Below are 15437 nucleotides of genomic sequence, written 5' to 3'. Positions count from 1 at the left end.
AGGGGTATTTTCCCGCAAATGGAGCAGATCATGACCCGCCGCTGGTGCTGATCGGGTCATCATTGATTTTCATTTTTCTAATGATCTGCGCCAGTTCATGCGCATAGGCTGCTTTGACATTGGTGACAGCCTTGCCCACCCGCTCCTTGGGGTGTTTCTGGCACTCGTCCCGTATGGCTTTGGATAAGCCTTTTGTCACCTCATCTGGTGGGCGGGACTCACTCATTTTATCGCCTGAATAGTCTTCATGCTCGGAATTGAGGTAATCTATACAAATCCCGTTGGCGTTATTGGTCGTCTTCTGCATCAACGCCTTATAGTCCCCGTCCTCCTCATTATCCTGCGCGCTGGCAGGAACCGAGCACACGGCGAGCACACCGCCAAGAACAAGACTGATAAGCTGTTTACGCATGGTCCGTGCCTTCCATATTCCTGCCCCATAGGCGCATGGTCACCAAGAATACCATACCCCACCATGACCTGCCTAACCGAAGGGACCTGCTGGCGCACAGAGCATGTATGCACCAGACAAAACCAGCACAGGACCACACAATGCATACCACGAGAGCCCTCCCGCTCAGGCAGGCATAAGCATTCCCGTTTGTGGCAGCGCATCAAGCATACATGCAAGGGTTACCATGACAGGCATAACCTCCCCCGCTGACATAGCGTGCGCAATATCCTGCCATGTCAGAAAACCCATGCACCCACATTGCTTCATGTCATCACGGATGAGTCTGACCGGGTTTGTATCCATCAACACTCTGGTTGCCCGCGCATGCGCTCAAACTCCCCAGCCACCGCCACCCAGCACTTTTAACCTTTTAATAATCCCTTCCGGCCATTCTGTACGATGTTGACGTATAGCAGGATCCTCCCATGACAACTCTCAACACGGCCCAAGCCGCCAATAGGGGCTTCTCCCACACGACCGGGTCCTACAATGCGGCACTCAACACGCACACGACAGCCCCCACGACCACCGCAGACAGTGCCACTACGGCGGATCAGTCGGGCATAGAAGAGTCTGTGCAAATAACACTATCTCAGGCCGGGATTGAGTTTTTAGCACAGTCATCTTCTGCGACCAGCGCGTATCTGGCCTCTGCGCAGGAAGCGCTGAGCAGGCTGGATCAACTTGCCAAATCAAGCCATGCTTCCGCTAAAGAGCAGGCAGAAGAACAGGTCAATAGTCTCAAGGCGCAGATACGCCAGCTTATGCAGTTCAAAGCATTCATGTCGCCCAAAGCACTGGCGCAGGCTCTGGCACAGCTTGCGCGGCAACTGGCTGCTGCGGTTGCCCAATATACGCAAAGTGGCGGCAGCAATGCCGCCATAGGCAATGCCTTGCTGGCAGCACCACAGGGCACAACACAAGAGCCGTCCAATACACAGGATATCCCTGAGCAAAGTAACCCCGCCACACAAACACAACAGAGCGATGCGGACGCGCCCCAGAGCAGCAGCACGCCGGATAGCACACAGGCCGCAACCTCATCTGCTCACGTCACAGCCACAAGAAGCAGCGAAGATCAGGATTTTGCACAAACAGTACGGGGAGTGGCCGCAGAGATTAAAACACTTCTTCCAACCAGCAGACACCACCAGAAGAAAACGGATGCCCCAGCCGATGCCGACCTTCAGACCACACGGAATGCTCTTGAAGCCGTGGATCAGATGATCCCGCTCCTGAGCGGGCAATAACCACAGCACAGACTGACATACAAAACAGACGGGGGAATGGAAAAACAGTCTCTCTGGACTTTTCCCGAAAAAAGCAGTTAAGAAAAACTCATGAGATGGTTTGCAACAAGCATGATCTGCCGCATCTTCGGGCATAAATGGGGAGCATGGCAGCGCCAGCGGTCATGGGATGGTAGCGGAGAGTTCCAACACCGCAAATGCATGCGGCACGGCTGTCTGGCTACAGAGCAACAGCGAACAGACTGAGCACTCCTTTCGGGCGGTGAGTAACCTGCTCGTCCAAAACGTATTTAGCCTGGAGTCACTCCGGGTATTGCGCATTCCGTCCTGTAACCCGAATACAGATGTTTCAGAGACTGCATGACAGAGAAACCGGAAGATCATCTATTTTCAGTTGCGCAAGATGTTACCTGAAAAGAAACGCAATACTGGAAAGTATAGTCACGGCTTTTAATTTTTGGGAAAATCCATCCTTATGAATCTGGCACAGGATTTATCCGTCATTACCGCAATCTCCGCCTTCTGGTTAATCGCCATGATGGTACCGGGGTTGGACTTTATGCTCGTCACACGTCTGGCGGTCATGAAGGGGCGAGCCGTTGCCCTACAGGCAACCCTTGGGATTGCAGCAGGCATAGCCGTTTGGGGTATTGCGGTTTTTTTTGGTATTCGCACACTCTTTATTGCCGCCCCATGGCTGTATCTCACGCTTAAAATCGGTGGCGGGCTTTACCTGATAATCCTTGGTGCAAAGCTGTTGATCAACAGTTGGAAAAAGGACTCAACCGCAGAAGCAACCACACCACATGCGGAACAACGCTCCAACAGCTTTTTTGCTGGCCTGCTCACCAATCTGGCTAATCCGAAGGCGCCCGTTTTTACATCCAGCCTGTTTGCCGCCTCGATGCCACAACATGCCCCCATCTATCTGGGGCTGGCCTGTGTTGCCTCCATGTTCATGATCGCGATTGTCTGGTTCGCATGCGTTGCAACACTTTTGAGTCTTGACCACGTTTCAGCGATTTTTCTGAAGAATCGACGCTGGATTGACCGCTGTGCCGGAATAACCTTCATGGGGCTTGGGTTGCGGTTTGTAACGGAACGCACACCAGCCTGAAGTGGCAGTTTTTCTATAAACCACCAATTCATATAAGTGGAAAATAAAAAATGAAACAAGAATTGCTTAATGAAATTGCAGAAATATTAAATGAAAATTCTTGTAATTACTCTGTATCCCTCGGAATATTTACGTCACAGCATAAAAAAACACTCACCAATGAAGATATTATATGTAAGACTCTAAACAGAAATATTGCTTTTTATACAATAAATACCGTAGAAAAACCGGAAATTTTACATACGGTCACGTCATCTTTAATGTACGCTGGAGACGAAGGATCAGGCCCCTCACAAGAAAATATAAAATCACATCAATTCAAATCATTACTCAGGGATCTCACAACATCACTAAACAAAATAATTTCATCATCTACAGGAATTTACTCTTTTCATATCAAGGATGGACATCCATACTATCCCGTTTTTTGGGATTTTGGATTTTTATTTGTAAGAAATAATTTCTCTTTGGTTTTTATAGGATCAAGTTCTGACTGAATGTGTATATGTTGAATTTTCAATAGGTTTAACAAAATAAATTACAGAACTCTAAACCTCATTCTTCCGATTAGAGAAATTCATCTAACTCATTGAAAAAACGATAGCCAAAGATTTTTGATTTTCATCGCGCTTTATCATTCCATAACGAGCGAACCCCGGGGTCCATCTCTGGAAATAATTTTAACATTTGGCACGAGAAATAAAAAACAACCTACAGACAGAGCAAAATAGCCGTCGAGTATTTGCTGTCATGGCGGAAGGGGTGGGATTCGAACCCACGGTACGCTCTCACGCACGCCGGTTTTCAAGACCGGTGCCTTAAACCGCTCGGCCACCCTTCCTTACCTGTTCAGGTGCAGCCTTATAAACAGGATGCAACGGTTCTGTCCAGCGGGACAAAGCGGGGCGTTCTCCGCGCAGCGCTTGCCCTTCCTGCCCTGGAACTGTACAAGCCCCAGACAGAATAGCCATTCCTCTCAGGAACCAAGTATGAAACAGCAGGCAAACCTGATCCGCGCCGGTCAGGTGATTGAGCATGATGGCCGTCGCTGGACGGTCTTAAAACAGCAGATCATTACCCCAGGTAAGGGGGGTGCGTTCATTCAGGTTGAAATGCGCGACCTCAAGACCGGCAACAAAACCAACGAACGCTGGCGCACGGCTGATACGGTTGAACGGCTGATGACCGAAGACCGCGAATATCTGTATTCCTATACAGATGGCGAACTGCTGGTTCTGATGGACCCCGAGACCTTTGAACAGCTTTCTGTCCCCACCGATCTGCTGGGCGATCAGGCTCCCTTCATTCAGGATAACATGACCATCAACCTGCATCTGGTTGAAGGGGACCCGGTTGGTATTGACCTGCCCCCGCATGTGACGCTGGAAGTGGTTGAAGCTGATCCGGTTGTAAAAGGCCAGACTGCCAGCTCCTCCTACAAGCCCGCCATGCTGTCCAATGGTGTAAAAACCATGGTCCCGCCGTTTATCGAAGCGGGTGAACGCATTGTGGTCCGCACGGAAGACGGGTCTTACGTCGAACGCGCCAAGGACTGATTTTTTCAGTTTTTTTCTCTCCAGAGCAGGACTTAATTACAGTGGCCATGCGTCTCTCCCCCGTCATGATGGTGATGCAAACCGCAGCCCAGAAGGCGGCCAAGCGTCTCCTGCGCGATTTTAACGAAGTCGAGCAGCTTCAGGTAAGCATCAAGGGGCCGGGTGACTTTGTTTCCCAGGCGGACCTCCGTGCAGAACAGACCCTGCGCGAAGAACTGGAGCGGGCCCGTCCGGGCTACGCCTTCCTTATGGAAGAATCCGGGGAATCGGGTAGCGATAACTGGACATGGCGCTGGATTGTTGACCCGCTCGACGGTACCTCCAACTTCCTGCATGGCATTCCGCACTGGGCCATTTCCATTGGCCTCCAGCGCCGCCTGCCCGATGGCAAGGTGGAACTGGCCGCGGCCCTGATCTACAACCCCGCAGCGGGTGAAATGTTCTGGGCCGAAAAGGGGAGTGGCGCATTCCTGAACGAGCGGCGCATTCGTGTGTCCGCCCGGCGGGAAATGCCCGAATCCCTGTTTGCCACGGGTATTCCCTTTGCCAAGGTGCCTGCCCGCCAGCGCCTGCCTTTTGCCCGCGTACTGGGCAACCTTATGCCCCGCGTGGCTGGCGTGCGCCGCTTTGGCGCGGCCTCGCTGGACCTCGCATGGGTCGCGGCAGGCCGGTACGAAGGGTATTGGGAATTCGGCATCAAGCCGTGGGATTGTGCCGCAGGTATTCTGATCGTGCGTGAAGCAGGCGGTCAGGTTACAGCCCCCGATGGCACGGAACTTGATGACCTGCCTGATGATATCATGATTGTCGCAGGCAATGGCAACATGCACGGCAAACTGCTCGACATTGTTGCCGACAGCCTGAAAAACCCGGAATAACGCTCCGCCGACCAGCCTCCGGACCACGCCTGAGCTGGGGAGAATGACACTGCATGACTACGCATTTACCTCCCCACACAACCCCGGCGGGTCCAGAGTCCGGTTTGGCATCCCCCCATACCGCAACAGAATGCCCACTCTGCCGCGCACAGGGAACTGCTTTTGCATTCAGCAAAAATGGCTACGATCTGTTCCGCTGCCCAGACTGTGATTTTCTGTTCGTTCACCCCTATCCCGATATCGCCAAACTCCGCACGTTTTACCAAACGACGTATCGCGGTGCATCGGCCGGTTTTTACCCCAAAGCCTTCAGCCGCCGCTGGCGCGCAGGGTGGCGGAGCCTCCAGTTCCTGCCCTATGTCTGGCGCAGGGATGTTCTGGACTTTGGGTGTGGCGGCGGTTTTATGGCCGAGGCATTCAGCCGACTGGGCGCACGCGCGACGGGTCTGGACATCAGCCAGAACAGCATTGCCTACGCCAGGCACCACTTCCCTCAGGCCAGATTCTACTGCGAAGAGTCAACCTCCTTCCGCCAGCGTGGCCTGACGTTTGACTTTGTCTTCAGCTCCGAAGTGCTGGAACATGTGGCCGGGCCAAACGAGTTTATGCAGACACTGGCCGCAATTACCCGCCCCAATGGCTTTGTCTATATCTCGGCACCTGATGTGGGGCACCCCGCCGTGCCACAGGATCTTCCATCATGGGCGGATATCTGCCCCCCCGAACATTTGCAGTTTTTCAACCACCGCAATCTCTGCCTGATTTTTGAACGCTACGGTTTTGCCCTGCACAAAACCATAAAAACCTATACGCCAGCCCACTCGGTCATTTTCCGGCGCAAGAATTCCTGACCCACACCATAAAGACTCGGCTCTGGCATTTGCCGCAAGAATAGCTCATGTAAAGTAAACCATGCAGCCATCCTTCCCCTCAGCCCACGAAGCCCCGGCCCTTGTTCCCTATCAAGGGCGGTTTTCGCTCCTGACAGAAGATGGAGAACTGCTCAGCCTGAGTGCTGCCGAGGTGCGCGAGCGGCTGCACGCCATGCCGTGTCCACTGGTGGTGCATGCCCCGGCACTGGCCCGCAAGCTGGACCTCCCACCCACAGGCCAGCCCTCCCCCTGGCTGGACCTGCTGGAACTTTTTACATTCGTGTATCCCGCCCGCCCTGTGGCCCCCACTCCCCGTGGCCTTGCCCTGGCCCTTGGGCTGGACGAGCAGAATATTGACCGGGCAGAGGCAGACCTGCTGCCCAACCTTTTGTCCATCCTGCTGGGTGAACTGGCACGGCAGGCCAGAAGCGGGCAGATTGAACTTCTGGCGGCCTTTACGGTCCGGCTGGGGCAGGCAGGCTGGATATGGACCGGCACTGTGGCGGAAACCATAGACCTGCACAGCCGACTGACCAACAACGGCAGGCTGGCAGAAGACGCCACCCAGCCCGCAGATGCCCTACGCATGTGGCGGCACCTGCCCAAATGGGAAGAAAGCGCGCAACGCCCTCCTCCTGCCTCCCACCCCATCAGCCCGACGGAAGCGCGTGAGCGGCTGATCAATATTCTGGGGAGCGATGCTGAGGTCCGGTCCGGGCAGGCGGATTTTGCCAGTGTCTCAACCGAGGCGTTTGCCCCCCGCACCATGCGCGGCGACCCCGCCATTGTGCTGGCCGAAGCCGGAACAGGCACCGGCAAAACACTGGGCTACATAGCCCCGGCCAGCCTGTGGGCGGAGCGTAACGACGGTGCGGTGTGGCTCAGCACCTATACGCGCCACCTACAACGCCAGATCGAGCAGGAAACAAAACGCCTCTACCCCGACCCCACAACACACCGCCAGAAGGTGGTGCTGCGCAAAGGGCGTGAAAACTACCTGTGCCTGCTGAACATGGAGGAAGCCGTCAACTCCGCTGCCTCCCGCCCCGCTGGCATTACCATTGCCCTGTGCATGCTCGCACGCTGGGCCTTGGCTACAGCAGATGGAGACCTGTTTGGCGGGGATCTGCCCGGCTGGTTTGGAGACCTGTTCAGCCACGGCAACCTTGCCGGTGTCGCCGACCGCAGGGGGGAATGCATCCACGGAGCCTGCGCGCATTATCAACGCTGCTTTGTTGAACATTCCATCCGCCGTGCGCACGATGCCGCACTGGTCATTGCCAACCATGCGCTGGTCATGACACAGGCCGCCTACGCTCAGGCTGGCATGAGTGATGATGACGAGGCAGGCGAGCAGGGCAACATTCCCACCCGCTATGTATTTGATGAAGGCCACCATCTGGCCGATGCGGCAGACAGTGCTTTCTCCGCCGAGCTTTCGGGACTGGAAACTGCCGAACTGCGGCGCTGGCTTCTGGGGGCGGAAGGCCGACGCTCACGCGCAAGGGGTCTCAAGCGCCGGCTGGATGATCTGGTTGTCGGCCACCCCAAGCTCGAAAACCCGCTGGATGCCGCCCTGCTGGCGGCCACGGCCCTGCCAGCACCGGGCTGGTCCACACGTCTGGCGCCAGAGGCGGCAAACACGCCCCCCCCCCCCGAGCCCATGGAACTGAATGCCCTGTTCCCGCCCGAACCTCCGGCAGACCAGCCGATTATGGAAAACCCGACAGAAGCCTTTTTACGCCTGTTACGCCAGCAGGCCATGGCCCGCACGGCCGAAGGGGGCAAACAGTCCATCCACACGGCCATGGAATGCGACCTGCACCCGCTTGTGCCCGACATGGCCGAGGCAGGCCAGCAACTGGCCCGCGCGCTCAGCCGGATTGTAGAGCCTCTGCGCACCCTGAGCGAACGCCTGCAAGCCCGGCTGGAAGAGGATGCGGACACGCTGGACACCACAACCCGTGGCCGCATAGAGGCCATGACCCGCGCCCTGCGCCGCCGCGCCATATCCCGGCTGGATGCATGGATTACCATGCTTGCCGCACTGGACCAGCCACCAGAGCCGGGTAGCACGCCTGCGCACATCCACTTCATTCGCCTTGAACGGCGCGACAGGCAGCGCATGAACGAACAGGACGTGGGGCTTTACCGCCACTGGCTGGACCCGACCATTCCCTTTGCGGGCATTATGGCCATGCCCGCGCAAGGCATGCTCATGACCTCCGCCACCCTGCGTGACCAGCAAGGCAGTGGAACAGAGAGTGACGAGGCTGAAACCGCGTGGGAAGCGGCCGAAGCCCGCACCGGAGCCAATCATTTCCCCTCCCCTGCCCTGCGGGCCAGTCTGGCCAGTCCGTTTGATTATGCCCGCCAGACCCGCGCCTTTATTGTAACGGATGTGGACAATAGCAGCCTTGTGGACCTGTCTGCGGCGTTTCGTACCCTTTTCCAGTCCTCTGGTGGCGGCGGGCTTGGCCTGTTTACCGCCATCTCCCGCCTGCGCGGTGTGTATGACCGCATAGCCCCCACACTGGAGGAAGAGGGCCTGCCCATTTACGCCCAGCATGTGGATGCAATGGACAACAACACGCTGGTTGATATTTTCCGGACCGAGGAACATGCCTGCCTGCTAGGCACGGATGCCATGCGAGATGGGGTGGACGTTCCGGGCAATGCCCTGCGTCTGGTTGTATTTGAGCGCGTACCGTGGCCCCGGCCAGATATTCTGCACCGTGAGCGGCGGATTCACCTGTCTGGTGGAGACCCAAAAGGGTTTGATGACCGCATAGCCCGGCTCAGGCTACGGCAGGCCTTTGGGCGGCTGATTCGCCGACAGTCAGACCGCGGGGTGTTTGTCCTGCTGGACCGGCGCACACCCACGAGGCTTTTAAGCGCCTTCCCCAACGGGGTTGCCGTCGAGCGGTGTGGCCTTGCGCAGACGGCACGCCAGATCACCGCTTTTCTGGCGGAGCAGGCCGGACAGAACTGACCAGCCCGCCCCAGACCGCCTGATTAGAGCGGTTTAAGGTTGGTGGCCGCCTGCTTGCCGCGTTCCTCCACCATGTCGTAGGACAGTTTCTGTCCATCATTCAACGCGCGCAGACCGGCTGCCTGTACAGCGGTAATATGCACAAACACGTCTTTTCCTCCATCATCGGGGGCAATAAAACCAAACCCTTTGGTGGCGTTGAACCATTTAACGGTACCTGTCGACATGAGCGAAGTCATCCTTATTTCGGCCAGTTACTCCTCCTGCACACGACGCGCCGCGAGGAGAAGTAACATTCTCCCCCACGACCGGGGGCGCTTGTCAATCACAATTCAGTCTGCACCCCAATTCCTTCCGCCCGGACACCTTACGGATTGAGCGTACTTTTGAGGAAGGCAAGGCTGCGTTCCTGTGCCAGTACAAAGGCCTGCGCATTGTAAGATGCACGTTCCTCACAGCCAAAACCGTGTTCCGCATCGTCATAAACATAAAGCTCAACATTGGGCTGAGCAGCCCGGATGGCGGCTATATCAGTATGGGGGATACTCGTATCCCGCTCACCAAAATGTAATTGCACGGGGCAGCGTGGAGTCTCCTCCCTCTGGGCAGCAATGCCCCCGCCGTACCAGCTTACGGCTGCGGCAAAATCCTCCGTGCCCGTTGCAGCCTCCCACGCCAGAGTACCACCCCAGCAATACCCGATCACCCCGACCTTGCGGGCCTTTAACGCACGGGCTGCGGCCTGTACGTCCAGCAGGGTTCTGGCGGTGGGAATCCGCGCACGCAGGGCAAGCCCCTTCTGCACGCCATCTGTTGTGTATTCCAGTTCCACGCCACGTTCTGCGCGGTCAAACAAAGCGGGGGCAATCACATGAAAACCCGCCTGGGCAAACCGCTCGCATACCGTGCGGATATGGTGGTTTACGCCAAAAATTTCCTGCAACACCACCAGAGCGTAGGGGTGTGTGCCGCGTTCGGTCTCCCACGCGGTAAACTGGTGGCCATCGGCGGCTTCCAACGTGCGTATCTGTCCCATGTTCAATCTCCCTGTCTGGAATGACGTTAAAACAAAAAGAAACTTTCCCCCATTCCTTGACACCCCCATGAGGCGTACCTACTTTCTGCCTTGGCACTCCTGATAGGGGAGTGCTAACGCGACGCGGCGTTCTGTTACGCGCGGTTCAAACGGGTGGCGCTGCTTTCTGACAAAGGGCGCCATCACAGCAAATGAATGTGGAGTGATCCATAATGACGAAGTTTCGTCCCTTACACGACCGGGTAGTTGTACGGCGCCTTGAAGGCGAACAGAAGACGGCCGGTGGCATCATCATCCCCGACACGGCCAAAGAAAAGCCTATGGAAGGCGAAGTGGTTGCTGTTGGCGCGGGTGCGCGCAACGAGCAGGGTCAGATTGTGGCGCTTGATGTCAAGGCTGGTGACCGCGTTCTGTTCGGCAAGTGGTCCGGCACGGAAGTGAAGATCGACGGCGAAGAGCTGCTGATCATGAAGGAAAGCGACATTCTGGGCATTGTTGCAGCCTGATCCGCACTGATCCGACCGTAAACTTACAAAAGATCTTCACAGGAGAAATTCAATGGCTGCCAAAGACGTAAAGTTTGGTGCAGACGCACGCCAGCGCATGCTGCGCGGTGTGGACATTCTGGCTGATGCCGTAAAGGTAACGCTGGGCCCCAAAGGCCGTAACGTTGTTCTGGACAAGAGCTTCGGCGCACCCCGCATCACCAAAGACGGCGTTTCCGTCGCCAAGGAAATCGAACTGGCTGACAAGTTCGAAAACATGGGCGCACAGATGCTGCGCGAAGTGGCCTCCAAGACCAACGACGTTGCGGGTGATGGCACGACCACTGCAACCGTTCTGGCTCAGGCCATTGTGCGCGAAGGCCTGAAGGCCGTTGCCGCTGGCATGAACCCGATGGACCTCAAGCGCGGTGTGGACAAAGCCGTTGCCGTGGTTGTTGAAGAACTGAAGAAGAACGCCAAAAAGGTTACCACCCCGGCGGAAACCGCTCAGGTCGGCACCATCTCTGCCAACGGTGAATCCGAAATCGGCAAGATGATCTCCGAAGCCATGCAGAAAGTTGGCTCCGAAGGCGTTATCACCGTTGAAGAAGCCAAGCACTTCCAGACTGAACTGGACGTGGTTGAAGGCATGCAGTTCGACCGTGGCTACATCTCTCCGTATTTCGTGACGAACCCGGAAAAGATGACGGCCGATCTGGAAAACCCCTACATCCTGATCCATGAAAAGAAGCTCTCTTCTCTTCAGCCGATCCTGCCGCTGCTGGAATCCGTTGTTCAGTCCGGCCGTCCGCTGCTGATCATTGCGGAAGATGTTGATGGCGAAGCGCTGGCAACCCTGGTTGTCAACAAGCTGCGCGGTGGCCTCAAGATTGCTGCTGTCAAGGCTCCTGGCTTCGGTGACCGCCGCAAGGCCATGCTGGAAGACATCGCCATCCTGACCGGTGGTCAGGTTATCAGCGAAGACCTCGGCATCAAGCTCGAAACGGTTACGCTGAACATGCTTGGCACCGCCAAGAAGGTTCACATCGACAAAGAAAACACGACCATTGTTGACGGTGCTGGCAACGGCGACGACATCAAGGGCCGCGTCAAGCAGATCCGTGCGCAGATCGAGGAAACCTCCTCTGACTACGACCGTGAAAAGCTGCAGGAACGTCTGGCCAAACTGGCTGGCGGTGTTGCCGTGATCCGCGTTGGCGGCTCCACGGAAATTGAAGTGAAGGAACGCAAGGACCGCGTGGACGACGCCCTGCACGCAACCCGCGCCGCGGTTGAAGAAGGCATTGTTCCCGGTGGTGGTACGGCTCTGGCCCGTGCAACCAAGGCTCTGGCCCACCTGCACTACCACAATGACGACCAGCGCGTTGGTGGCAACATCATCCTTAGCGCCCTGCAGGCTCCCCTGCGCCAGATTGCCCTGAACGCGGGTGAAGACGGCGCCGTGGTTGCCAACAAGGTACTCGAAAACGAAGACTACAACTTCGGGTTCGACGCACAGGCTGGCGAATACAAGAACCTGGTTGAAGCCGGTATTATTGACCCGGCCAAGGTTGTCCGTACCGCTCTGCAGGATGCAGCTTCTGTTGCTGGCCTGCTGATCACCACGGAAGCCATGGTTGCAGAACGCCCCGAAAAGAAGGCAGCCCCTGCTGGCGGTCCTGACATGGGCGGCATGGGTGGCATGGACTTCTAAGTGACCCAAACCGGTTTTTAAGGGCTTTGGAGGTACTGGCCCGTCCAGCGCCTCCGTTATTCCCCGGAACTGGTATAAGGGCGTGCAGACCATTATGGTTTGCACGCCCTTTTTTATTTGAACTTACCGCCGCAGAGACCTCTTTTTTTGTGGCTTTTTTCAGCCATAAATCAGATTGTGAAACAATTCGGTATCAAACTGGATTGCCACCCCGGTCATTCCGGAATAGATACAATAAGATTAGGCCCATCGCTCCTTACACGAATCTGGCGAGCGTCAATGGCTGCGTATTTTAAGGAGAACGCATCATCATGTCAGCGCGACCCTTCCAAGCTGTCAATCCGGCGAGAGGTCCAGTTATTCGCAAGACCATGGCTGTTCTGTCGGCCTGTCTTGTAGCAGCCCTCGGCTGCTCCCAGGCTTATGCCGCAGATGCTGCCACCCCCCCCATAGACACGGGGGATACGGCATGGATGCTCACCAGCACCGCACTGGTGCTTATGATGACCATCCCCGGTCTTGCCCTGTTTTATGCCGGCATGGTGCGTAAGAAAAACGTGCTGGCAACGCTCATGCAGTCCTTTGCCCTGTGTTGCATCATGTCCATTGTATGGATGGTCGCGGGGTATTCCCTCGCCTTTACAACCGGGTCGCCGTGGATTGGTGGCTTCTCCCGCGTGCTGCTCAACGGTATTGGCGCGCATATCCATAATGGTGCGGATGTTGGCTTTATACTGGGTGCGGATAGCCCCAATGCCACCACCATGACCATTCCTGAGAGCATCTTCATGATGTTCCAGATGACCTTTGCCATTATCACTCCCGCGCTGATCTGCGGCGCTTACGCGGAACGCATGAAGTTCAGCGCCATGTGCCTGTTCTCCATCCTGTGGTCGCTGGTGGTGTATGCCCCCATTGCGCACTGGGTCTGGAGCCCGATCGGCTGGCTGGCTGGCCTTGGTACGGCTGACTTTGCAGGTGGTACGGTTGTCCATATCAACGCCGGTGTTGCCGGTCTGGTCTGCGCTCTGGTGCTTGGCCGCCGCAAGGGTTACGGGCAGGATGATCTTTCCCCCTTCAACCTGACCTACGCCGTCATTGGTGCAGCCCTGCTGTGGGTTGGCTGGTTTGGCTTTAACGCAGGCTCCGCTGTTGGTGCCAACGGCCGTGCAGGCATGGCCATGGCTGCAACCCAGATTGCCGCCGCTGGTGCTGGCGTATCGTGGATGCTGGCGGAATGGCTGCGTTCGGGCAAACCGACTGTTCTGGGCGTAATCTCCGGCGCTGTTGGCGGTCTGGTCGCCATTACCCCCGCAGCAGGCTTTGTGCTGCCGGGCAGCGCTCTGGTAATTGGTCTGGTCACCGGCGTCGTCTGCTACTGGGGTGCCACATCCCTCAAGCACATGATGGGGTATGACGACAGCCTGGATGCCTTTGGCGTGCATGGTGTGGGCGGCATTGTTGGCGCGCTGCTGACCGGTGTGCTGGCCTATGGTCCGCTTTCCGCGACCGATGCCAATCCTTCGGGTGTTACTGGCTCCCTGCACCAGCTTATTGTGCAGGGCGAAGCGGTGCTGGTGACCATTGTCTGGTGCGCCTTTGCCTCCTTCATCATTCTCAAGGCGATTGATCTGGTTATGGGTCTGCGCGTAACCGCGGATCAGGAACTGGAAGGGCTGGATATGTCCCTGCATGGTGAGCGGATTAACAACTGATCCGTTAACCCCTCCGCCTTTTGGGCAAAAAGCCTCCATGCTCTGGCATGGGGGCTTTTTTTATGGATGCGGGGCACACACTGGCAGGCAAACCATGCTATGCCCCACCTATGGCCATTCCGATCCTTCCCGCGCTTTCCCTGCCTGAATCCGAGCTGGAGGTCAGTTATATTCTGGCATCCGGCCCCGGTGGGCAGAACGTAAACAAGGTCGCAACGGCCGCGCAATTACGCTTTGATGCTGCACACTCCCCTTCCCTCCCCGAGCGGATCCGTGTGCGGCTGCTGGAACTGGCCGGAACCCGCGCCACACGGGAGGGCGTTATTGTCATAACCGCCCGGCGCTTCAGGACACAGATACGCAACCGTGAGGATGCCATAGAACGGCTGGTGACCCTGATCCGCGAGGCGGCCCATCGCCCAGCCTTCAGAGTTGCCACGCGTCCGGGACGGGCCGCGCGCCAGCGCAGGCTGGACGGCAAAGCCCACCGCGCCAGCATAAAGCGCACCCGCTCAGCCCGGTTTGAGGACTAGACGCGCACTCTGGGCAGGCAAACCCGCCGAACACGAACCAGCACCAGCACCAGCACCAGCACCAGCACCAGCACCAGCACCAGCACCAGCACCAGCACATTCTGATATTAATTTTCTGCTGCGTGTAAAAAGCCTCAGGCTTGTATTTCTTGCGTATGATTTTTCATGATATTGATAGAATGCTGGCAGCATGGGGCTGCCGCTCTATTATCCTCCTTGCATGAGGTCTATTCATGACTGTTGTAGCCCGCACCGGACTGGCCGCTTTGCTGCTTGGCTGTGCCACAGCCCTTTCCCTCCCCAGCGCCCACGCCATGACGGTGAAGGAGTGCCACGAGAAGTTCAAGGAGGCCAAAACCGCCAACACGCTCAAGGGCCAGTCCTTCAAGGAATTCAAGGCCGGTTCGTGCGATGTTGCCACCACTCCGGCAAATGCCGCCCCCAAAGCCCCGGCACCGGCCGCCACACCGGCAACACCTGCCAGTGCTGAAGCGCCCAAACCTGCCAAAAGCGCAGCCGCCACGGAAGCCGCCCCCACCAGCGCAACCCTGCCTACCGCAGTTGCTCCGCAATACGCCAAACTCAGCGCTGGCAAGGCCCGTATGCAGACCTGCCTTGACCAGTACAACGCCAATAAGGCCAGCAACGCCAATGGCGGGCTGAAGTGGATTGAAAAAGGCGGCGGCTATTACAGCGTCTGCAACAAACGCCTCAAGGGCGAATAACGCCCCCAAACCCCGTTCAGTGTTGGGGAGGGAAGCCTCCCCAACACTGATGGCGGCCTATAACAGGCTGCCCGATCAACGCCTGTGATGATCAACACGTCAGACCGGGC

15 protein-coding genes and 1 tRNA gene are annotated in these 15437 nt (G+C 56.9%); 12 read left to right on the top strand and 4 right to left on the bottom strand.

What is annotated here, in order from left to right; all coding sequences use genetic code 11:
* Positions 1-28 precede the first annotated feature (28 nt).
* The gene (locus tag AB2L51_RS02865) at positions 29-412 is read right to left on the bottom strand and encodes a hypothetical protein (protein WP_395581369.1); all 384 of its coding nucleotides are present in this window, start codon (positions 410-412) and stop codon (positions 29-31) included.
* Between the two features lie 467 nt (positions 413-879).
* Between AB2L51_RS02865 and AB2L51_RS02860 the strand changes: the two genes are divergently transcribed.
* The 3 genes from AB2L51_RS02860 to AB2L51_RS02850 all read left to right on the top strand — a co-directional run bounded on the left by AB2L51_RS02860 (position 880) and on the right by AB2L51_RS02850 (position 3318).
* The gene (locus AB2L51_RS02860; protein ID WP_395581370.1) at positions 880-1704 is read left to right on the top strand and encodes a hypothetical protein; all 825 of its coding nucleotides are present in this window, start codon (positions 880-882) and stop codon (positions 1702-1704) included.
* Between the two features lie 475 nt (positions 1705-2179).
* Positions 2180-2821, top strand: coding sequence for a LysE family translocator (locus AB2L51_RS02855; RefSeq protein ID WP_395581371.1), 642 nt, complete (start codon positions 2180-2182; stop codon positions 2819-2821).
* Between the two features lie 50 nt (positions 2822-2871).
* Positions 2872-3318 (top strand): hypothetical protein, encoded by a 447-nt coding sequence (locus tag AB2L51_RS02850; protein ID WP_395581372.1) that lies wholly within the window; start codon positions 2872-2874, stop codon positions 3316-3318.
* Between the two features lie 254 nt (positions 3319-3572).
* Here AB2L51_RS02850 and AB2L51_RS02845 read toward each other — a convergent pair.
* Positions 3573-3662 (bottom strand) — tRNA-Ser (locus tag AB2L51_RS02845).
* A gap of 148 nt (positions 3663-3810) precedes the next feature.
* Between AB2L51_RS02845 and efp the strand changes: the two genes are divergently transcribed.
* From efp to AB2L51_RS02825, 4 genes are all read left to right on the top strand, one after another.
* Positions 3811-4377 carry an elongation factor P gene (gene efp / locus AB2L51_RS02840; RefSeq protein WP_048853086.1) on the top strand — a complete coding sequence of 189 codons (567 nt, stop codon included), beginning with the start codon at positions 3811-3813 and terminating at the stop codon, positions 4375-4377.
* Between the two features lie 47 nt (positions 4378-4424).
* The gene (locus AB2L51_RS02835) at positions 4425-5255 is read left to right on the top strand and encodes an inositol monophosphatase family protein (RefSeq protein ID WP_166112713.1); all 831 of its coding nucleotides are present in this window, start codon (positions 4425-4427) and stop codon (positions 5253-5255) included.
* A gap of 53 nt (positions 5256-5308) precedes the next feature.
* Entirely contained in the window at positions 5309-6106 is a 798-nt protein-coding gene (locus AB2L51_RS02830; protein ID WP_395581373.1) for a class I SAM-dependent methyltransferase, read from the top strand.
* 61 nt (positions 6107-6167) lie between these two features.
* Complete coding sequence (locus AB2L51_RS02825; RefSeq protein ID WP_395581374.1) at positions 6168-9119, top strand: ATP-dependent DNA helicase; 2952 nt, start codon at positions 6168-6170, stop codon at positions 9117-9119.
* 23 nt (positions 9120-9142) lie between these two features.
* On the opposite strand, the gene AB2L51_RS02820 is transcribed toward AB2L51_RS02825, so the two are convergent.
* Positions 9143-9346 (bottom strand): cold-shock protein, encoded by a 204-nt coding sequence (locus tag AB2L51_RS02820; protein WP_025827469.1) that lies wholly within the window; start codon positions 9344-9346, stop codon positions 9143-9145.
* A 140-nt stretch (positions 9347-9486) separates the two neighbouring features.
* A complete protein-coding gene (locus AB2L51_RS02815) occupies positions 9487-10155 on the bottom strand; it encodes a dienelactone hydrolase family protein (protein ID WP_395581375.1) in 669 nt (222 codons plus the stop codon).
* A 212-nt stretch (positions 10156-10367) separates the two neighbouring features.
* On the opposite strand from AB2L51_RS02815, the gene groES reads away from it, so the two are divergent.
* From groES to AB2L51_RS02790, 5 genes are all read left to right on the top strand, one after another.
* Positions 10368-10661 (top strand): co-chaperone GroES, encoded by a 294-nt coding sequence (groES, locus tag AB2L51_RS02810; protein ID WP_086645528.1) that lies wholly within the window; start codon positions 10368-10370, stop codon positions 10659-10661.
* A 52-nt stretch (positions 10662-10713) separates the two neighbouring features.
* Positions 10714-12354 (top strand): chaperonin GroEL, encoded by a 1641-nt coding sequence (gene groL / locus AB2L51_RS02805; RefSeq protein ID WP_395581376.1) that lies wholly within the window; start codon positions 10714-10716, stop codon positions 12352-12354.
* Positions 12355-12725: 371 nt separating this feature from the next.
* On the top strand, positions 12726-14069 hold the full coding sequence (locus AB2L51_RS02800; protein ID WP_395581460.1) for an ammonium transporter: 1344 nt from the start codon (positions 12726-12728) through the stop codon (positions 14067-14069).
* 110 nt (positions 14070-14179) lie between these two features.
* Entirely contained in the window at positions 14180-14602 is a 423-nt protein-coding gene (gene arfB / locus AB2L51_RS02795) for an alternative ribosome rescue aminoacyl-tRNA hydrolase ArfB (RefSeq protein WP_395581461.1), read from the top strand.
* Positions 14603-14835: 233 nt separating this feature from the next.
* Positions 14836-15327: a hypothetical protein gene (locus AB2L51_RS02790; RefSeq protein ID WP_395581377.1), complete on the top strand. Its 492-nt coding sequence runs from the start codon at positions 14836-14838 to the stop codon at positions 15325-15327.
* The last annotated feature ends 110 nt before the right edge of the window (positions 15328-15437 follow it).

This window comes from Acetobacter fabarum (assembly GCF_040702925.2).
GTDB lineage: Bacteria > Pseudomonadota > Alphaproteobacteria > Acetobacterales > Acetobacteraceae > Acetobacter > Acetobacter fabarum_B.
This window is presented reverse-complemented; position numbering and strand designations above follow the sequence as displayed.